The sequence below is a fragment of the Paenibacillus sp. GYB004 genome (assembly GCF_036577605.1).
Taxonomy (GTDB): domain Bacteria; phylum Bacillota; class Bacilli; order Paenibacillales; family NBRC-103111; genus Paenibacillus_AB; species Paenibacillus_AB oceani.
This window is the reverse complement of the sequence record NZ_JARBDB010000060.1, coordinates 130,984-151,024: the sequence shown is the minus strand read 5'-3', so window position 1 is coordinate 151,024 and position 20,041 is coordinate 130,984. Positions and strand designations below refer to the sequence as shown.

The following is a 20,041-nucleotide window of genomic DNA, read 5'->3' as shown; positions in this document are numbered from 1 at the left end:
GGATGCGAAGCTTGCACGTACAGGTAGAGCTGGTGTGTCCCGACGGAATGGAGTTTGCTGTCAGCTTTGCGTCTTTTTCCTGCACCGCTTGGCGATCTGTTCGGTGACGACGAAGGCGAGCTCCTCGTTGCCGAATAAGGACAAGACACCGAGCACCGTCTCGTCGGGTACTTCCCCCGCTTCGTGCTTGGATACGGTCAAGTCGACGGCTTGCTGCAGGGCGGCATTTTCGGCCTGGTCCGGATAAGCCTGCTTGTACAAAGCTAGCGGGTCGAGATCGTTATTGACGCACCACTGGGCGAAAACGAGGATCATCATCGTCTCGTCTCGCTCGTAATTGCGGATGATTTGTTCTTCCAGTTGTTTGCGGTGCATTGAAAAATCTCCCCCAAAGACGTAATATGGGTTCATTATAACGAAAGATCAGGTGCGTTCACAATGATTAAAAATGAGAAAATCAAAGCGTCCGAAGTTCATCTGACCGGTGTGGACGGGGAAAATTTGGGCGTGGTTCCGACCCCGGAGGCGCTCGCGATGGCCAAACGTCTCAAGGTGGACCTCGTATGCACGTCGCTGCTCAGCAGTCCTCCTCCCTGCCGGCTGATCCGGGCCGGAGCCGCCAAGGAAGCGGCCCAGCAGGAACGCAAGCGGGAGCGGGGGCCGAAGGTGAAGGAAATCCGGCTGACGCCGCATATCGAGGAGCACGACCTGGAGACGAAGCGGCGGCAGGCGGAGAACATTTTAAGCGCGGGAGATGCCGTTTTGTTCGTCGTCCGTATTCAAGGCAAGGAAGGTGCCGCCGCCAAGGAGCTGCTTGAGGACCTGCTTAAGCAGTTGCGCCCGGTCGGCGCCAAAAAGACGGGCATTCAGCTCAGCGGCAAGCAGGCGGCCGTTCAGATCGACCCGCTGTAAACCGACTCACGCCTTTTCATTCAGACGCTTCCAATTTCGCTTCTGCAGCGGCTTGGAGGCGTCTTTGGCTATCTGCTTATCCATGCGTTGACTATGCCCAGCCGGCTGTGATATAGTTCCCTTGTTGAATTGTTTCACTGTAAAACTATTGGACGGTCGAATTAATTAATAGACAGGAAAAGGAGGGGTTTAATGGACGGGGAACAGCTCCATCAGTTGATTCACAGGTACGAGAGTGCGACGTTTACGGTTAACCGCCGGCTAAGCGCGCTAATCCGCGAGTTGATGCCCGGGGGGCTGACTGCCGACCAGTACGGAATATTGCGTTATATCCAGGAACGGCAGCGCTGCACGTCTTCGGAACTGGCGGATATGTTTTGCGTCGGTAAAAGCTCGATTACGGCGATCATTACCCGCTTGTTCGATAAAGAGCTGATTCGGCGAATGCCGGACGAGAAAGACCGCCGGGTTATCTATTTGCAGCTTACCGAGAAAGGGGCCGGCGTCGCGACCGAGATGGAGATCAAAATCCAGCAGCTGCTGGCGAGATATATCAGTCATTTCGAGGAGCAGGAGGCCGAGACGTTTATCCGGACTTACGAGAAGCTGGCTAAGGTGCTGACCGAACACTAGAAGAGGTTGTTCAAAAAGTCCGCTTGTGATCACGAAGCAGAACAGGAAGCGTACTCGACATCGAATAATTCAGCCAGAACTTCCGGTGCTCACAAAAGCTTCCACTCCGCTCCGCTCCTCATTTCCTGGCTTCATCCCATCTTCTCGTGCTGAAAACCGGACTTTTTGAACTCGCACTAGAATGGAGGCTTGCTGGCATCATGAAAACGATTATTAAACTAAGGTGGGTTGTACTTGCGCTATGGCTGGCTGGTTCGGTCATCCTGTTCCTGACGGCGCCGGATATGGCGCAGCTGGTCCGGGACAAAGGGCAAATTACGGTGCCGGTAGGACATTCCTCGACGATCGCCGCCGATATGATGAAGAAGATGAAAGACGATTCGGCCGGCGGCCCGGCAACGGCCGAGCGTACCTCCGTGCTCGTGTTCCATAACGAGAAGGGGATCTCCTCCGCGGATATGAGCGAAATCAGGCGCGGCATCGACAACCTGAAGAGCAGCCGAGACAGCTCCGGGGTTACATCGGTCACCACTCACTTCGATATGAAGGAGCTGGAAGATCAGATGGTGGCGAAGGACGGGAAGACGGTGCTTGCGCTCGTAGCTTCTTCGTCCGAAGGCCGCACGCAGGCGGAAGCGAGAGACGCGTTGTACGCCGCCGTGGCCGACGTAAAGGTCGACCATTATTACACGGGCAGCTGGCTGATTAACGAAGACGTCGTGCAGAGCTCGCAGGAAGGATTAAAAAAGACCGAGTGGATTACGCTCGTTTTTATTATGACGATCCTGTTCGTCGTATTCCGTTCGGCGGTAGCTCCGTTTATTCCGCTGCTGTCCGTCGGGCTGACCTATCTGGTCTCCCAGTCGGTCGTCGCCTTTCTCGTCGAATATCTCGACTTCCCGCTTTCCAACTTTACACAAATTTTTCTGGTCGCGGTGTTGTTCGGGATCGGCACGGACTACTGCATCCTGCTGATCAGCCGCTTCAAGGAGGAGCTGGCTCATCGCGGAGACAAGACGGAAGCGATCATCGAGACGTACCGGACGGCGGGCAAGACAGTCCTGTTCTCGGGTCTTGCGGTGCTGGTCGGCTTCGCCTCCATCGGATTATCCACCTTCGTGCTCTACCGTTCGGCGGTAGCGGTGGCGGTTGGAGTAACCGTACTGATGGTTGCTTTGTATACGCTGGTCCCGTTTTTTATGGCTGTGCTCGGAAAAGCGATTTTCTGGCCGGCCCGGGGATCGCTTGAGCATAAGCCGAGCCGTTTGTGGGGAGCCGTCGGTTCGTTCTCGCTGAAGCGTCCGTTAGGCGCCCTGCTTATTCTTGCCGTTATTATCGTTCCTTTCCTGACGGCTTACAAAGGCTCGATCTCGTATAATTCGCTGGATGAGATCGGCGAGAAATACAATTCGGTTAAAGCGTTCCAAGTCATCTCGGACAGCTTCGGCCCCGGCGATTCGCTTCCTTCGACGATCGTGATGGAGGCGGACCAGCGGATGGATACGCCGGAGGGGTTGGCCGCGATCGAGCAAGCGACCCGGGAGCTGGCGGCAGTCGACGGTGTGAAGACGGTCCGCAGCGCTACAAGGCCGACCGGAGAGCCGATGAACGACTTCCAGGTCACCGAGCAGATCGGGATGGTGGACGACGGTCTGGGCCAGAGTACAGACGGCCTGGGGCAGATCGGCCAAGGATTGTCCGAAGCGAGCAAGGCGCTTAGCGGCAACGCTCCGAAGCTGAACGAAGCGGTGCAGGGAGCCGAGCAGCTCGTCGCGGGCACGAATGCGCTGAAGGCGGGCGTCGTCCAGCTCGGCGCAGGGCTGAAGCAGCTGGAGCAGGGCTTGCGCGAAGGATCGGTTGGCGCAGGCGAACTGCAAGCGGCACTCGAGCAGGCCAAGACGAGCGCGGAGCAGCTTGCGGCGGCGAGCCGTCAGATGCTGGCCGGCTATGGCGAGATCGGCAGCGGTCTCGAACAGCTGGCGCAAGCTTACGGCGACGTTGCCGCCGAGCAGCAGAAGCTGGCTGACGGGCTTGCCGAATTGGGAGCCGGGCTCGGCGGATTGGAGCAAGCTTATCCGCAACTGAAGGAAGATCCGAACTTTGCCCGGGCGATCGGCGCGGTGACCCAATTGCAGACGGGAGCGGCCGGAATCAGCGAAGGCTTGAAGCAGTTGAACGGGCAGCTCGCCGGACTGGATCAGGGTATCGGCCGGGCGAATGCAGGCTTCGAGCAGGCGGCAGCCGGTCAGGCCGCGCTTGGCCAAGGACTTGGCCAGCTGGCCGAAGGCATTGCGGGCCTGCAAGCCGGGATCGAGCAGGCGGCGGACGGCCAAGGCCAGATTACGGCGAAGATTCCGGATATGACGCGAGGTCTGGACCAGCTGGTAGCGGGACAAAAAGAGCTGCAGGCCGGTTTCGCCGAGCTGAACGGACAGTTGGGGCAGCTGACGAGCGGGCTCGACCAAAGCGTGAACGGTTTGTCGCAAGTATCCGGCGGTCTCCAGACGGCGCAATCGTTCCTGAGTGAGCTGTCGGGAGCGCCGTACAAGCAGATGACCGGCTGGCACATCCCGAACGAGGCACTGAGCAACGCTGATTTCCAAAAGTCGCTTGACGTCTATATGTCCGGGGACCGGAAAACGGTCAAATTCGATGTCGTATTCGCCGGCAATCCGTATGCGACGGAAACCCTGATGAAGATGGAGGAACTGAACGCCGCGATGGCGCGTGCGCTGAAGGGAACTTCGTTTGAACAGGCGGCTTACGCGATCGACGGAGTAACGAGCATGAATCACGATCTGAAGTCGATTTCCGACGCGGATTACTCCCGCACGATGATTTTGATGCTGATCGGAATATCGATTATTTTGATCGTGCTGTTCCGCTCGATTGTCATGCCGATTTATCTCGTATTGTCGCTGCTTGTCACGTTTTATACGTCGATGGCGATTACGGAAGTGTTGTTCGTTCGGATTCTCGGTTATGCGGGCATCAGCTGGGCGGTGCCGTTTTTCGGCTTCGTTATGCTGATGGCGCTTGGCATCGACTACAGCATCTTCCTGATGGACCGGTTCAAGGAGTACCGTCATCTGCCGCCGCAGGAAGCGATCCTGAAGGCGATGCGGAACATGGGGACGGTCATCATGTCGGCGGCGGTTATTCTGGGCGGAACATTTGCGGCGATGCTGCCGTCCGGCGTCATGTCGCTGCTGCAAATTGCGACGATCGTATTGTGCGGATTGTTCCTGTACGCGCTCGTCATGCTGCCGCTGTTCATTCCGGTGATGGTACGCACGTTCGGGGAAGCGAACTGGTGGCCGTTCATGGAGCGCAGCGGGCAGTCCCAGCGGCAGAGCGGCCGGGTTCCGGGCGGGCTGGCTTCGATCCATTCGCATCAGGATCATTCCGGATAAGAGCGGCAGGCCGGAAGAATGCCGGGTTTATTGCCCCGGTTCGGGTAGAAAAGCCGCAGCTGCGCTGGTATAATTAGAGAAGGACAAGGCGAAGGGCCGTCATCTCCGGGTGACGGCTTTCGTATTGGCTTGCAGGGCCGGCGGTGGGAGAGAGGCCGGAATTCGATCGCGTGCAAGATCGGCATTTATCGATAAATCAGGGTGGGGAATCAAGTGGACTTATTTACATATGACGACGCGTCGCAAAGCGCGGGAAGGCTGCTGGCCGACCGGATGCGGCCGCGGACGCTGGACGAATATCTGGGACAAGAGCATATCGTCGGACCCGGCAAGCTGCTCAGGCGGGCGATCGAAGCGGACCAGGTCACCTCGATTTTGCTGTACGGGCCGCCGGGGACGGGGAAGACGACGCTTGCGAACATTATATCGAATGCGACGAACGGGGAGTTTGTCCGGCTGAACGCTGTTGACGCTTCGGTGAAGGACGTTCGCGAGGTGATCGAGCAGGCCAAGGCGAATAAAGCGATGTACGGCAAAAAAACGATATTGTTTCTCGATGAGGTACATCGGTTCAATACATCCCGCCAGGATGCGCTGCTGCCGTCTGTCGAACAGGGGATCATTACGTTTATCGGGGCGACGACGGAAAATCCGTTTCATCATGTGAACGGAGCGTTATTGTCGCGCTCGACCTTGTTCGAGCTGAAGCATCTTACGTTCGAGCATTCGCTCGGCGCGATGAGGCGGGCGCTGGAGGACGGCGAGCGCGGACTCGGCTTTATGCAGATCGATGCCGAAGAGGAGGCGCTGCAGCATATCGCGCAGATGGCGAACGGCGATATTCGCCGGGCGTTGAATGCGCTGGAGCTGGCGGCGCTGACGACGTCGCCCGATCCGGACGGTATCGTCCGCATCACGCTGCAGGTGGCGGAGGAATCGATCCGCCGCCCGACGGTTAAGGCGGATGAGTCGACGCAGTACGACGTGTTGTCCGCCTTTCACAAAAGCGTGCGCGGATCTAGCGACGCGGCGCTGTACTGGTTTCTGTATGCGGTCGAGCAGCTCGGCATGGACCCGATGACGTTTCTGCGGCGGCTGATCGTCGCCTGCAGCGAAGATATCGGGCTGGCGAATCCGCAGGCGATGGTGCAGGCGGTGACGGCGATGGACGCCTACCATAAGATCGGCTGGCCGGAGGCCAAGTACAACATCGCGCAGGCGATCCTGTTTGCCGTCGAGAGTCCGAAATCGAACTCGATTCCGATCGCGATCGCAAGCGCGATGGCATCGTTCGAGCGGACGAAATCGGCCGAAGTGCCGCTTCACCTGCGCGATACCCACTACAAAGGGGCGGCGCAGCTCGGCCATCAAGGGTACAAATATCCGCACGATTACCCGGGGCATTACGTGGCGCAGCAATATTTGCCGAACGAGATCCGGGATGCCGTATTTTTCGACGCCTCCACCCAGGGGATGGAGGAGAAGATGAAGCAAAATCAGCAGCTGCGCAAAAGGCAGGACGGCAGAGGCCAGTGAGGCTGGGCCGGTTCAGGGGTGTTTCAACCAACGAGCGCTAGGGCGGGAGATCAATAAGAGCGGTTTGAGCCGGTTTGAGTCTCTTATTCCGTAAGAATTCAGGTCCCAAATGCAAATAAGAGCGATATGCAGCTTCTATTTTTCGTCAAATGGCGGAATTCCGGCAGATTGGCTGGAATAAGAGGTGCAAATCGCTCTTATTTTATTCCATTTCAGGAATACGCGTCCAATAAGGGGTGCAAACCGCTCTTATATGACCGACGTCAGGTCGTGAAAGGAGAGAGGCAGCTGAATCCTTCCACATCCGAAGGAGAAGTCATCATATTACCAACGGATGAAATGTTTTCGTCTATTGGTAGCGAGTCGAATGATTTTATAATAGAGAATGAAAGCGATTCCAATCATAATCGATCTGATTTCGATTCATAGCTTAGTTTAATCCACAGTCTGGCGCGATCCACGATCCGGCTCGACTTATAATCCTGATCGCCGCCGCCCCAGCAGACCGTCCAGTCAACTCCATGGAAGAGGCGCTGCCGGCCACCCGATCGTTATGTCTAAGCCGGAGCCAATCGGTATGCTCCGGGACCGTCATCTTGAAGATTGAATAGCGCCATATCAGTTGCTCCGGGATCGTTATCGTGAAGACGAGATAGCGCCTTATCGGTATGCACCGGGACAACAGCGGAAGGTGTGTCTTATCCAAGGACATCCATAGTTCAGTCATATAAACCATCCATAATGGAGGAATGAACATGTCCGATCAAAACCGCAGCGAAGAGGCAATCGGAGCCGAGCAGCAGGAAGACGGAAACAGGTTGCAGGAAAACGGAAGCAGGCCGCAGGAGCAACTGACTATGCAGCAACCGGACCGGACGGACGGTTCTGAGGAGCAAGCGGCGCCGAAAATGTCAATCAGCCGGAGGAAGCTGCTCGCGTCGGTTGGCCTTGTGAGCGCCGCGATGGCCGCAGGCACGGTAATGAGCAGAATGACGCCAGGATATGCGAGAAGCAAGGATGATGAGGTGGTGGATTCCGTGTACGGGAATACGGCCGGCAAGAAAAAAACGCAGCTGCAGCCATTGATTTCGATGACAGGGCCCATCGTGAATGTGAGGGATTTCGGCGCCGCCGGCAACGGGACGAATGATGACACCGCTGCCATCCGCAGCGCGTTAAACGCCGTTCCTGAAGGCGGTATTGTTTATTTTCCGATCGGTACTTATCTGGTGACCGGGAATTTGTCCGTGCAAACGAATTGTATCACGCTGGAGGGACAAGGCTGCCACTCGAAAATCGTATACACCTACGAGCAGACGGCGGCCGACACCGAGCAGACAGCCAGCTTGTTCACGTTCCAGGCCGGATTGACCGGCATTACGGTGAAAAGGCTCAACCTCCACTATACCGGCACTTTTTTCCCGAACGTCGGTGAAAGCTATAACGGCAAAGTAAGTGCGCTGCTCTTCAACCGGTGTGAAGATGTGCTTGTCGAGAAAGTGGATATCTCCGGGTTTAATGCTAATGCGATTTATGTGTGGGGAACGAGCTCCGCTTATGCCAAACGGTTCAAAGTGCATCAGTGTTACCTTCATCACAACCGTGTTGCAGGCGTATTGTTCGGTTATGTCGAATTTATCAGCATCGTCGATTGCGATCTGGAATACCACGGCTCTCAGCTGGATGGAGGAACCGGCTACGGCTGCGCCGGATTCTCGGGAGCGACGCCCATGCACATTCAGATTATCGGCAACCGGGCCAACTACAATTACCGTAAAGGGATCGACCTGCATGCCGGACTTAACGCTATCATCGAGGGCAATATTTGTCACGGCAACCGGCTGTACGGGATTTATGCGGTTGGGCCCCGGACGGGCAACGTGACGATTCGCGGCAATTTCATTTCCGGCATGCGCAGACAGACGATCGGAATTCCTGCTCCCTACACCTGGATTACCGGGATCAGTTTCGGTCATTATTCAACGGCTCTCACCCCTTACGAGTATGAAAATTACTTAATTGAAGGCAATCAATTGACGGATTTCGGGATGGGAGAAGGAGAGGCTTACCCGATTTACGGCTACTTCAACTTTCAAAAAGGAAACGTGCAGATCAAAAACAATGTGATCCGGGCCGGCCGCATTTCTTATTTGATCCTGTTGTCCACGGCCACTTCAGCCGGAAATCGCGATACGAAGGTTGACATTTCAGGCAACCAGGCTTTTGTCGAGGAATGCACCGAGTATACGCTTTATTTGCCGCAATGCAAGCAGTTGAACATACAGGGCAATCAACTATCGACCCATCAGACGAACCGTCACGACGGGGTGGCCGTTGTGGACAACGGGAGCTTGCAAACGTTTACCTGCATCGGCAATCATATCGAGGATCCGCTCATCGCCCAACCGTCCGCCTTAAAGGGATACAACCAGACTTGGCTGACTTCAAAAAGTTATAAAGCCGGAAACTTCCTAAACGGAACGCCGGAGTAGAGAGAGGGGGATCGCTGACGGATAAAGGGTTTGACAACCGGACGAGCCTATCAGGCCGGGCCGGGAGGAGCGTAATCGGGTAAGGCGAACGTTCCCTCTTCGGGAAACGAGGCGGCCGAGGGCATACTTTTTTTAGTTGTACGGGGAGCTCCCCCATACGATTACGATTACGATTCGTGCTCGAGAAGTCATCAAATTACCAGCGGATGAAATGTTTTCGTCTATTGGATACGATGCGAATGATTTTATAATAGAATTTGTAAGCACTTTCAAATGCAGCCTGGATTTATCAGATATCCTAACACCGCCTGGGATGCGAATAGGAGGTCATGATGGCTTTGCAAAGGATGGCATGGAAGAAGCAATCGCTTGTTCTATTGTGTATGGTGCTGGTGATTACAATGTTAGGAGAAATGCCGGGTATGCTGCAAAAACGAGCAAACGCTTACAAGGCGGAGGAACACGACTGGCATTTGTCCGGAGGGCAACTGCTGTTCAGCGGGCCGGTCAACGCACACGATGTACTCGTGACTCCTCTGCAGTGGACGAGCACACCGAATCAAATCGTCGCTGAGGCGGACATTACGCCGATGGAAAATCCGGGAAGCTCTTGGGCGCCGTCGCTTTTTTTGTACTGGAGCACGTCCAAATGGGTATCCGTCGGGATTTCCGGCAACGCGAAATACAATACGAATCCGGGCGGGTATATCGGCACCGCCCCGTTAAAGACGACGTACCGGGTCCGCATCACATGGGACAACGGTACCGTCAAGCTGTGGGGAGGCCCCGCCGGGACCGAGCCGGCCTTGCTGCGTACCGCAGCGGCGCCGGAGTCCGGACCGCCGCCGTATTTGATCGTCGGCAAAGGCTTCGGAGCAGCGGCCACCTACACGCAGCCTTTCCTGGCCAACGATTTTACGGATGTAGGAGCGGCCGGCTACGTATACATAGATAACATATCGGTGCAAGCCGATAGTCAGACTACATTAACCGAAACGTTTGAGAACGGCATCGATCCGCTGCGGTGGCAGCTGTATACGTCGCCGGCCAGTATGCCGAAGCCCCCCGTCGACCTGGAGGACCTGTTCCCGAACTGGGTGGAGCCTGCGCAGCGCGGCGATATTTCGCCTCCGAAGGCGATCTATAAGGAGAACGATTGGGTCGCGTACCGGGCGCGTTATGCGTCGGATGCATCGTTCCGGACGTTCGCGGACAGCCAGATCAACGCGCTGAAGAGCCAGACTCAGCTCGTCATGAGCTACGACCAGAACCAGATCGTAAACATGATTCCGGAAACGACGCCGCTGGTCGATCTGTTCACGCCTTGCCCGGTTCAGCCGGAATACGGATTTCCGCACGGGGTATGGACGTGGAGCCCGCTCGACCCGGATAAAGCGTATTGCGGCGGAGTTGCGTTTCCGAACGAGACCTATCCCGAAGAAGGCGTGATGACCGCTTATTGGGGCGGCTCCAGCGTTCAGACCATTACGTATTACAATCGACAGTCCTACGATTTTGCCGGGTTTAAATTGTCGCCCAGCTTCACGTCGTACATCCGGGCCAAAAAAGTCGCCTACATGTCTGATCAGGTCGGCAAAATCGCCCTGCTGTACCGGCTGACCGGCGACATCGCCTATGCGGAGCAGGCGAAGAAGATTTTGCTGCGGATGGCGGAGGTGTATCCCCGCTGGCTGCTTCACTCCGGGTACGGCGAATACGCGGATATGGACCCGAAGGACGCCGCCTTCGCGATCGGCCGGCTGCCCAGCTATGAGCTGACCGCACCGCCCAACGTGCCGAACCGGCAGCTCCATGCCGGCTACTGGATGGCCGGAAGAGGGATGGCCAACGGGATGGAGGGCTTGTTCATTCTGCCGCTCGTCACCGCTTACGACCTGATTCGCGACGCGGCTGCCGGTCCGGGCCTGCTACTATCGAATTCGGACCGGCTGACGGTCGAACGGGATCTGTTCCTCGAAGCCTCCACGTTGTTCGTGGCCGATCCGGCTTACAACAACAAGTCGATCTTTAACCGAACGGCTGCGGCCGCGATCGGCGTACTGATCGGCGAGCCGGAGCTGGTACGGTTCGGCGCCGATGCGTTCGACAAGTTTTTGACCGACTGGTATAAGCCGGACGGAACGCCTGCCGAGACGGCGGCGTACGGGCTCCAGGTGCTGCAAACGATGTGGAAGCTCGGCGAAATCTTAAACGGGTATTCCGACCCGGCCGGTTACGTGCCGCCTCCGGGACAGTCGCGGATCGACAACTACGAAGTATATAACCGTCCGGACTACCAAATGGTGTTCCGCGCGCTCGGCGATACCGTGCTGCCGTCGCTGAAATATCCTCCGATCGGCGATTCGTATACGACGAGCGCTCCATCCGGCCAGTTACTGCTGATCGGGGCGAAACGAACAGGCCTTCCGATCCTGCTCAGCATGCTGAAGAGCGGCCAGTTCCCGTACGGCGGCGTCGAGGCGCTGCTGTATTACCCGGACGGACTGGAGGAGGCCGGCCCGATCGAGCTGCCCGATCTGCTGCTGCCGGACTGGAAGCTCGCCTACTTGCGCGGGGGTGCGGACAATCTGGACAGCGTCGCGCTGCTGAACGCCAGCGACTGGTACGGACACCGCCATCTGGACAGTCTGGACCTCACGTATTGGGCGTACGGCGGAGAATCGTTATCCGATATGGGGTATTTATGGGATAATCCGCAGCAGGCGATGACCGTCCACTCGGCAGCCCACAATCTCGTTGTCGTCGACAAGAAAAATCAGCGGAGCAGCGGCAAGATGGGAAGTATCCGCTTGTATACAGGAGAAGGACCGGTCCATGCGGCGGAGGCGGAGTCAAACGCTTATGCGGAGACCGACATGTACCGCAGAACGGTCGTTCAGGTTCAAAGTCAGAATGATCCGGCGAAGCCGGAGTATGTAGTCGACTTCTTCCGCGTCCGCGGCGGCGCTTCGCACGATCTGATCGTTCACGCGCCTACGGACGGCGTCGCGACGGGCGGAATCCCGCTTCAGCCGGGCGGAGCGGGCGAGGTTAGCGCTTACGGACTGACCGGCGTGACAACCGCAGCGGCCGCTGGCGTATGGACGGCCGACTGGGCGAACAACGGGGGCGGAGCCAGGACGAAAGCATGGCAAGTTCCGTCGGCCGAAGAGGACGTTTATGCCGGGCAGGGCTGGGGACAAAGAGGGAAGGACGACGCGGGAGCGGAGCTGCCTTATCTTGTCCGCCACCGCGACCAATCGACAGAAGGCAGCACGTTCACGACTTTGTATGAATCGTACCGTACGGCGCCTAGTGTAGCGAACGTGGAGCCGCTTCTGCCGCAAGGCTGGACGGCAACCGTAGAGACGCCGGTCGGCGTAAGCGTATACGGGGCGGGCTGGCGCGACTACGTCGTCAGCGGGACCGGCAGCGTAGGCGCTCAGCCGCTGCAACTGCTCCGGAACGGAGACGCGAACCCCGTTCAGTTCGCCGGACAGCTCGGCGTGTTGTCCTTCGGAGCGGACCCATCCGCAGCCGCCTGTAACATGAATGCGGTGTATTTGGCCGGAGAAGGGCGGATCGAGTATAACGGGGCGGGACTGGCGATCGCCGGCGGGCAAGGGAAGGAAGGGCAAATCGGCGGGGCGCAGACGGACGGCTTCACGGCAACCGCTCTGGTAGCGGGAGCGGAGCAGTGGATCGGCGGTATGGTCTACGTCAAGCGCGGAACCGTATGGACGGCGTACCCGGTACTGGACGTAACGGTGCAGGACGGGAAAACGAAGTTCGTCACCTATGAAGCGCCGGACGGTTATCCGTTCCCTGGCGGAGAAGCATGGAAGCTCGTACCATACGCCTATGCCGCGAAGTCGGAAGCCGGCGCTTGGAACGTCGTCTCGGTAGGCGGCGGCGCCGAGCTGCTGCTGCCGGACTGCGATCCGCCGGCGCTGACGCTGCTCGGCGCCAACCCGCTGACGGTAACCGTCGGGGCGCCTTACGCCGAACCCGGCGTATCCGCCTGGGACGGCCGCGAAGGCGATCTGTCCTCGCAAGTGAGCGTGACCGGCTCCGTTTATACGCAGGCGGCAGGAACATACGCGTTGACGTACCGCGTGGCCGATACGTCGGGCAATGAAGCGACCGCAGTCAGGACCGTGCACGTTACGACCGGGCCGGACGTGATCGACCAGCGCATCAACGCCGGGGAGGCGGACGGCGATATCGTCCATTCGCTGGCCGTCAAGCTCCGCAACAGCTTGAAACAGGCGGTGCATCAGCTGGAGAAGGGGGACCCGGGGAAGGCGGCCAAACATCTGGACGACTTCAGAAGACATCTCGACCGGAGCAGCACCCCCGGCGATATAAGCGCCGGTATTAGAAGCTGGCTGGAGCTCCAGACGGACGCCTTGCTGCAACTTTGGGGGGGAAGCTGAAGGGAGGGCGGACCGCCTTCTTCCTTCACACAGGCTACCGGGCGTCATAAGCGAAAAAGAATGGATCTGATGAGATGAAGACGTTAAAGATCGGTCTCGCAGGCATATATACGATCGTCCTTCTGGTCAGCGGCTGCACTTCTTCCCAGCGCCCGGACAGCATACCCGGGGAGAGCGGGCTTGATGCCCAGGCGACCGGCGCGGAACTTGCGTCAGCGCAGGAGAAGCTCGTATTGAACTGGTTTGTCCACGGGGCCAACAGCGCGTCGCTGCCGTCCCGCGACAAAGACTTCGTCCGGCAGGCGATCGAACGGAAGTTTAATGTCGAATTAAACGTCGAGCATATGCAGATGAGCAACGATTATACGAACCGGCTGAATCTGCGGCTGGCCGGGAGCGGAGCGCCGGATCTGTTCATGGTCGACGGGGGCGTGTCGAACAAATATATCATGGACCGGGTCGCGATGGATTTGACGGAGCTGGTGACGCCGCAGACGATGCCGAATTACTTCAAATACTGGATCACGGAGACGGAGCTGAAACGGTATCAGGTGCAGGATATGTTCCGCCGTGCGCCGGTCCCCTATCCGAAGCGGGCTTATATATCCTATTACGTTCGCAAAGACTGGCTCGACAAGCTCGGTTTGCCGATCCCGAAGACGTACGAGGATATGATCGAGACGATGAAGGCGTTTACGTTCAAAGATCCGGACGGCAACGGCAAGCAGGACACATACGGCTTTACTACGGCGGGCGGCGGGTATACGGTTCCGATCGTGTTTCCCGAGTTTTACAAAAACGGAATATACGGCGGGCTTATGCTGGAGAACGACATGTTCGTGGACGGCACGACGGACCCCCGGATGGAGCAGGTGTTTACCGATCTGCTGGAGACGATCCGGCTTGGGGTGATCGACAAAGACTGGTTTCTGCAAAAGTCCGGCGAAGACATCAACAAAGCGGTTCAGGGAAAAGTCGGCATCGTGATCTCCGGCGGCGCCATGGCGGCGTATGACCATGCGACCTGGTCCATCCAGTACCGGACGAAGGAAGTGCTGAGGCAGGCCGGCAAACCGGAGGAAGCGGCCAAGGTCGATTGGCAGCCGTTCCATCCTTGGGCGGATACGGGGGTGGCGACGATGACGCTGCCTGGGGCCCCGTTCATGTTCAGCTCCAAAACGACGATCGAGAAAGCGAAGCGGTCGATTCAAATTCTCGATTGGCTCGCAAGCGAGGAAGGATTCATGCTGACGCGATTCGGAATCGAGGGCGTCCATTACACGAGAGACGGCAATAAAATTACAATTGATCCGGTCGCGACCAAACGGGACATTGCTGACAACGGATACTTCTTGGCCGTGTATAGCTTCTTCTCGCAGGGCGACGCGCAGACGTTAGGCCTGGAGGTCATTCAGCCGGATGAGACCGAGCGCGACCGGAAAATTTTCGAGAAAATATCGTCGTATGTATTCAAACCGTCGATCGGCACGAACGTAGCCCCGCCGACCGGGCTCGATATCAGCTCGTTCCGCAAGGAGATGTGGAGGTATCAGGCCAGGGTGCTGTTCGAGGACAAAAGTGCGGCGAACTGGCCGAAATACCGCCAGGAGCTGATGACGACGCACCGAGGCAAAGACATATTCGAAGCCTACGCCCGGCAAATGAGCGAAGCTTTTGGCCGTACGATCGGCTTCCGGGCGGAGCCGTGACGGCCGCGCCGTTACCCCGATAATCGCACATGCAGACACACCATAACGGGAGGCGGGCGCACATGAGACTGCTGTATGCAATACGCGATGCCTATCGGAAGTCGACCCAACTGAGGCTGACCTCATATTTCATGGCGATCCTGATTCCGCTGGTCGCGGTAAGTCTGTACGCCAATGTCCAGTCCCAGCGCATCCTCAACGAGCAGGTAGGCGAACGGACGCTGGCGGCGCTGCGCTCGACGATGGCCCACATCGATCTTACGCTGCAAAACGTCGAGGAGCTGTCGGTTCTGACCGCCACCGATTACAACATGAATCAGCAGCTCCGGCACCAGGACGTCGATTCGCCGGCCGAAGCGACGATCGATTTTCAGAAAGTGCTGTTCAGCCTGACCAATATGAACGCGGTGAACACGATGCTGACGCAAATCTCGATTTACCATGCGAGGTCTGGGCTCATCTTCTCGTCCCGGTACGGCGTCCGGCGTCTGGAGGAATACCGCAGTGAAGCTTGGTACACGCGGACGGTCGAGGCCGGCGGCGACAGCGTCTGGATGATTCCAGACCGCAATATGTATGTCGGAGGGGAACGGGAGGTCGACCCCATCTTCAACGAGGACAGCGTCACGCTGCTGCGCCTGATGGATCAGCTCGACAGTCCGGTCAGACAAAATATATTGATGATGACGATCGGCAAGGAAAAGTTTCTGAACGTGATCCAGAATTTGACCGCCTCGACTCCGTCCAGCCGGGTGCTGCTGCTCGACCGGTACGATAATCGGATCGTCGGCTCCGATCGGGACGAGAGTATCGCGGAGATTCGGGCCACGGAAAACCGGGAAGGCGTGATGATCCCGACCGGCGATGACGGAGACAGCTTATCGATGCGGGTGCGGTCGAAGACTTCGGGCTGGTCGCTCGTGCTCGTACAGCCGGAGAAGGCGATCTACGCGAAGTCGAACAAGGTGCGCCAGTTCACCTATCTGATCGCGATCGTGAGCGTGCTGCTGGCGCTGCTCATCTCATGGGGCGTGTATCGCGGCATCGCGGCTCCGCTGCTCAAGCTGGCTTACGGGATCAAGCAGATCCGGCTCGGCAATCTGAACGCCCGGCTGTCCGCGAGCCGTCCCGACGAATTCGGGTTTTTGAACCGTTCGTTCAACGAGATGGCCGAAGAACAGCAGCACCTGATCGAGAATATTTATAAGCAGCAGCTGTATACGGCAAAGACGGATCTGAAGTTTCTCCAATCGCAGATCAACCCGCATTTTTTGTACAACACGCTCGATTCGATCTATTGGACGGCCAAAAATTACGAAGCCGAAGAAATCAGCGAGATGGTCGTTCATCTGTCCCACTTTTTCCGGCTCAGTCTGGGTGAGGGGCGGGACATCTTTACGGTCGAGGAAACGATCGAGCATCTTCAATATTATTTGCAGGTGCAGCAGATCCGGTATACGAACCATTTCTCGGTCAAGTTCGACGTAGATCCGGAGACGCTGCAAATTCCGATCCTGAAGCTGCTGCTCCAACCGCTCGTCGAAAATGCCATCCTGCACGGCCTGGAGAAAAAACCGGAAGGGGGAGAGCTGTATGTCGGCGCCCGGATCGAAGGCGCTTACTTGAGACTGGAAGTGAAGGATGACGGCGTGGGCATCGATCCGGAACGGTTGTCGTTTATTAACGGCGAACTGAATAAGATTACATACAAAGACGTACTGCGAGTGACAAACGCCGGAAGCGAATCTGTCGACCTGTACGGATTATCCAACGTCAAAGCGAGGGTCATGCTGTTTTACGGGGAAGACGCACGAATTCGCATCGAAAGCGAGGAGACGGCCGGAACGGCGGTGACGATCTGGATACCGCTTGAGAAGATGCATGCGCTTGCAGCAGGCATGTAGCGGGCGTTCATACGTCCGCCTCCGCCGCGCCGGTCGAACCAATCCGGACGAAAGTCCGACACAACAAGGAGCGTGCCGCCGATGAACCTGATGGTCGTAGAGGACGAAGCCAAGCTGAGGGAAAATATCGTATCGGGCATCCCGTGGGAGCGGCACGGCATTGAAGTGGTAGGCGCCGCCGCAAGCGGACGCGAGGCGCTGCAGCTGTTCGACGAGACCAAGCCGGATATCGTTCTGCTCGATATCCGGATTCCCGAGCCGGACGGTCTCGTCGTCGCGGCGACGGTGAGCGAGCGGAATCCCCGGGTCAAAATCGTGCTGCTGAGCGGACACGACAACTTCCGGTATGCGCAGAAGGCGATTGACGTTAATGTGGTCAAATACTTGCTGAAGCCGGCCCGGGATACCGAGATTTTAAGCGCGGTGCTCGAAGCGAGGAAGCGGATCGAAGAAGCCCGCGAGTCGACGCATACGCTGGAGGAGCTGCGCCGGAAGTGGAACGAGCACGCTCCGCGGCTCCAGGAGCTGTTTTATCAAAATTGGGTGGCCGGCACTTATTCCGGCTGGGAGGTGGATAAACAAAGCGCTGATCTGACGATCGACCTGTCCGGAGTCACCCGGTATGCGGCCGCCGTAGTCGAGCCCGACCCGCTGCGGGAAGGAGATACCCGTTACGGCGAACGGGACGGCTCGCTGCTGCAATATTCCGTCACAGTCATCGCCAAAGATTACTTCGCCGAAAAGCCGGGACAGCTGGACTGCAAAGTGTTCCCCGACTACCGCGGCTCGACCGTTCTGCTGTTTTTGAACCGGGGTGAGCGGACGGAGGAGCAGTTTGTCGCCGAAATTCAATTGTTGACATCCAGATTGCTGACGATGATTAAGGAGTATTTAAAAACGACGGCCAGCGCCGGGATCGGTCTTGTTACCGCGGACCCGGAAGGTGTAAGCAAATCGTACCAGCAGGCGAACAGAGCGCTGCAGGAGAGGATCGTCTACGGTGACGACCTGGTCGTGCCGTACCGCGAAGGGAAGCAGTCGCATCTGTGCATCCCCGCGGCGCCGCCGCTGGAGAAGCAGCTCGAGAACGCCCTGGAGACGGGCAACCGGGAGAAGGCGCTGGAGACGGTCGACCGGCTGATCGAGGAAGGAATCGGTCAGGCTGCGACTGTCGAGGAGGTGCACGAGAACGTGCTCTATTTCAGCAGTCTGCTCGTCCGCACCGTTCATGCCCAAGGATGGCCGATGAAGGAGGTGGCAGGCGACACGTACGATACGTTTCAGGATTTGCGATCGTTGCATACGAAGGAGCAGATCCGGCAATGGCTGCACGGCACGATCCGCGCGATAACCGACTATGCCAGCAAGCGCAACAGCGTCAAGCTGCACGATATCGTCCGCTCGATGCTGGAGGCGGTCGAAAAGGACATTCATCGCGACCTGACTCTGCACGTGCTGGCGAGGAAGCTGTTTTTGACGCCGTCTTATTTGTCCCGGCTGTTCAAGCAGCATACGGGGCAGGCGTTCTCCGACTATGTGCTGGAGAGGAAGATGAAACGCGCCATGGAGCTGCTCGAAAGCGGGGCGAAAGTGCTCGAGACGTCGGCCGCGATCGGCTACCGCGACGTCAGTTATTTTACGAAAGTGTTCCGCAAGCATTGGGGCATGACGCCCGGGGAAATCAAAAAAACGAATGGTTAAGGGGGACATACCGATGTTCGCAACGGCAAGAAAAAAATATGCCTGGATGATGGTGTCCGTATCCGTCATGCTGCTCGCCGCAAGCTGTTCCGGCAAAACGAACGAACCGGCGGCAACCGAGAAAAAACCGATCGACATGCATATGTTCAGCGCCAGCGGCGGAGGAGCCGAATGGTTCGAAAATACGTACGGCAAATTTCTTCGCGAGAAGTTCCCGCATATTACGTTTAAAGTGTCTTACCCGACCGACATTTCCATCGCAGACTACGTCGCCACCTCCAAAGATCCGCTCGATATCGTATTTGGGGCTTATACGACCTTCCATACTTCGATTCTGAACATGAATCTGCAAAACGACATCTCCGATCTGATCAAACGGGACAAATACGATCTGAACAAGCTAGAGCCGACTGTAGTCGAGCTCCAGCGCCAGCTGGCAGGCGGCGGCATTTACGGGCTGCCCGCTTTCATCGGCACGTCGGGGTTGTATTACAACAAGGATCTGTTCGACAAATTCGCCGTGCCGTATCCGAAGGACGGCATGACCTGGGACGAAGTGTACGATCTGGCGGTGAAGCTGACAAGGCAGGACGGGGGGACGCAGTACTACGGATTCGCCAACGACAATTATTCCTATATACAGGTAAATCAGCTGTCTCTCGACCTCGTCGATCCGAAAACGCATAAAGCGAGCTTTAATACCGACGAGTGGAAACGGGTCGTGCAGATGATGACGAAGTTTATGAGCATTCCGGGCGTCGATATCGCTCAGGCTACCGTCGCCAATTTCAATACGAAGGGCACGGTGGCGATGGCGACCAACTACACCGGCTGCTGCGGCTTCACCCCGGGTGATGCGGTCAAAAACTGGGGCGTCGTGCGGATTCCGGATTTCCCGGATAAGCGCAATGTAGGCCCGCAGGTATTCCCGAACTACTGGTTTATGAGCTCTACGAGCAAGCAGCGCGACGCGGCGTTCGAAGTAATCAAATATGTCGCTTCCGAGGAATTCCAAATCTCGCTGAACTCGCGCGGACTGGCGACGGCGCTGAAAGATACGAAGCTGCACGAGAAGTACGGGCAGGATCTGCCGAAGTACCAAGGACGCAACATGTCGGTTCTGTTCCCGAAACCGCATGCGAAAATGTCCAACATTACCGAGTATCAAATTGTGGCGGCGCAGAAGCTGAACGCCGCGCTTACGCAAATCGTCAAAGACGGCAAAGACGTCAATACGGCGATCCGCGAGGCGGCGGAGGCGGCTGATAAAGATATTCAGGCGGCCAAGGCGAGCAAGAAATAAAC

11 protein-coding genes are annotated in these 20,041 nt (G+C 57.4%); 10 read left to right on the top strand and 1 reads right to left on the bottom strand.

Features of this window, described 5'->3' with window-relative positions; all coding sequences use genetic code 11:
• Window positions 1–60: 60 nt before the first annotated feature.
• Window positions 61–375, bottom strand: a complete 315-nt coding sequence (locus PV433_RS26520; protein WP_332075045.1) for a hypothetical protein — start codon at window positions 373–375, stop codon at window positions 61–63.
• Between the two features lie 63 nt (window positions 376–438).
• Between PV433_RS26520 and infC the strand changes: the two genes are divergently transcribed.
• The 10 genes from infC (at window position 439) to PV433_RS26470 (ending at window position 20,039) form a co-directional block, all read left to right on the top strand.
• On the top strand, window positions 439–912 hold the full coding sequence (infC, locus tag PV433_RS26515) for a translation initiation factor IF-3 (RefSeq protein WP_332075044.1): 474 nt from the start codon (window positions 439–441) through the stop codon (window positions 910–912).
• Window positions 913–1,104: 192 nt separating this feature from the next.
• Window positions 1,105–1,545 (top strand): MarR family winged helix-turn-helix transcriptional regulator, encoded by a 441-nt coding sequence (locus PV433_RS26510; RefSeq protein WP_332075043.1) that lies wholly within the window; start codon window positions 1,105–1,107, stop codon window positions 1,543–1,545.
• A 200-nt stretch (window positions 1,546–1,745) separates the two neighbouring features.
• Window positions 1,746–4,958 carry an MMPL family transporter gene (locus tag PV433_RS26505; protein ID WP_332075042.1) on the top strand — a complete coding sequence of 1,071 codons (3,213 nt, stop codon included), beginning with the start codon at window positions 1,746–1,748 and terminating at the stop codon, window positions 4,956–4,958.
• A gap of 213 nt (window positions 4,959–5,171) precedes the next feature.
• The gene (locus tag PV433_RS26500; RefSeq protein WP_332075041.1) at window positions 5,172–6,494 is read left to right on the top strand and encodes a replication-associated recombination protein A; all 1,323 of its coding nucleotides are present in this window, start codon (window positions 5,172–5,174) and stop codon (window positions 6,492–6,494) included.
• 755 nt (window positions 6,495–7,249) lie between these two features.
• Window positions 7,250–8,986 (top strand): glycosyl hydrolase family 28-related protein, encoded by a 1,737-nt coding sequence (locus tag PV433_RS26495; RefSeq protein WP_332075040.1) that lies wholly within the window; start codon window positions 7,250–7,252, stop codon window positions 8,984–8,986.
• 422 nt (window positions 8,987–9,408) lie between these two features.
• Window positions 9,409–13,422 carry an immunoglobulin-like domain-containing protein gene (locus PV433_RS26490; protein ID WP_332075039.1) on the top strand — a complete coding sequence of 1,338 codons (4,014 nt, stop codon included), beginning with the start codon at window positions 9,409–9,411 and terminating at the stop codon, window positions 13,420–13,422.
• 74 nt (window positions 13,423–13,496) lie between these two features.
• Complete coding sequence (locus PV433_RS26485; protein ID WP_332075038.1) at window positions 13,497–15,131, top strand: extracellular solute-binding protein; 1,635 nt, start codon at window positions 13,497–13,499, stop codon at window positions 15,129–15,131.
• A 62-nt stretch (window positions 15,132–15,193) separates the two neighbouring features.
• Window positions 15,194–17,035 carry a sensor histidine kinase gene (locus PV433_RS26480; RefSeq protein ID WP_332075037.1) on the top strand — a complete coding sequence of 614 codons (1,842 nt, stop codon included), beginning with the start codon at window positions 15,194–15,196 and terminating at the stop codon, window positions 17,033–17,035.
• Between the two features lie 81 nt (window positions 17,036–17,116).
• Window positions 17,117–18,736: a response regulator gene (locus tag PV433_RS26475; protein WP_332075036.1), complete on the top strand. Its 1,620-nt coding sequence runs from the start codon at window positions 17,117–17,119 to the stop codon at window positions 18,734–18,736.
• A gap of 13 nt (window positions 18,737–18,749) precedes the next feature.
• Entirely contained in the window at window positions 18,750–20,039 is a 1,290-nt protein-coding gene (locus PV433_RS26470) for an ABC transporter substrate-binding protein (protein WP_332075035.1), read from the top strand.
• Window positions 20,040–20,041 lie beyond the last annotated feature (2 nt).

Coding starts and splice junctions, on each gene's coding strand:
- PV433_RS26520 (WP_332075045.1), bottom strand. CDS start 375: ATGCACCGCAAACAACTGGAAGAACAAATCATCCGCAATTACGAGCGA.
- infC (WP_332075044.1), top strand. CDS start 439: ATGATTAAAAATGAGAAAATCAAAGCGTCCGAAGTTCATCTGACCGGT.
- PV433_RS26510 (WP_332075043.1), top strand. CDS start 1,105: ATGGACGGGGAACAGCTCCATCAGTTGATTCACAGGTACGAGAGTGCG.
- PV433_RS26505 (WP_332075042.1), top strand. CDS start 1,746: ATGAAAACGATTATTAAACTAAGGTGGGTTGTACTTGCGCTATGGCTG.
- PV433_RS26495 (WP_332075040.1), top strand. CDS start 7,250: ATGTCCGATCAAAACCGCAGCGAAGAGGCAATCGGAGCCGAGCAGCAG.
- PV433_RS26490 (WP_332075039.1), top strand. CDS start 9,409: ATGCTGCAAAAACGAGCAAACGCTTACAAGGCGGAGGAACACGACTGG.
- PV433_RS26485 (WP_332075038.1), top strand. CDS start 13,497: ATGAAGACGTTAAAGATCGGTCTCGCAGGCATATATACGATCGTCCTT.
- PV433_RS26480 (WP_332075037.1), top strand. CDS start 15,194: ATGAGACTGCTGTATGCAATACGCGATGCCTATCGGAAGTCGACCCAA.
- PV433_RS26475 (WP_332075036.1), top strand. CDS start 17,117: ATGAACCTGATGGTCGTAGAGGACGAAGCCAAGCTGAGGGAAAATATC.
- PV433_RS26470 (WP_332075035.1), top strand. CDS start 18,750: ATGTTCGCAACGGCAAGAAAAAAATATGCCTGGATGATGGTGTCCGTA.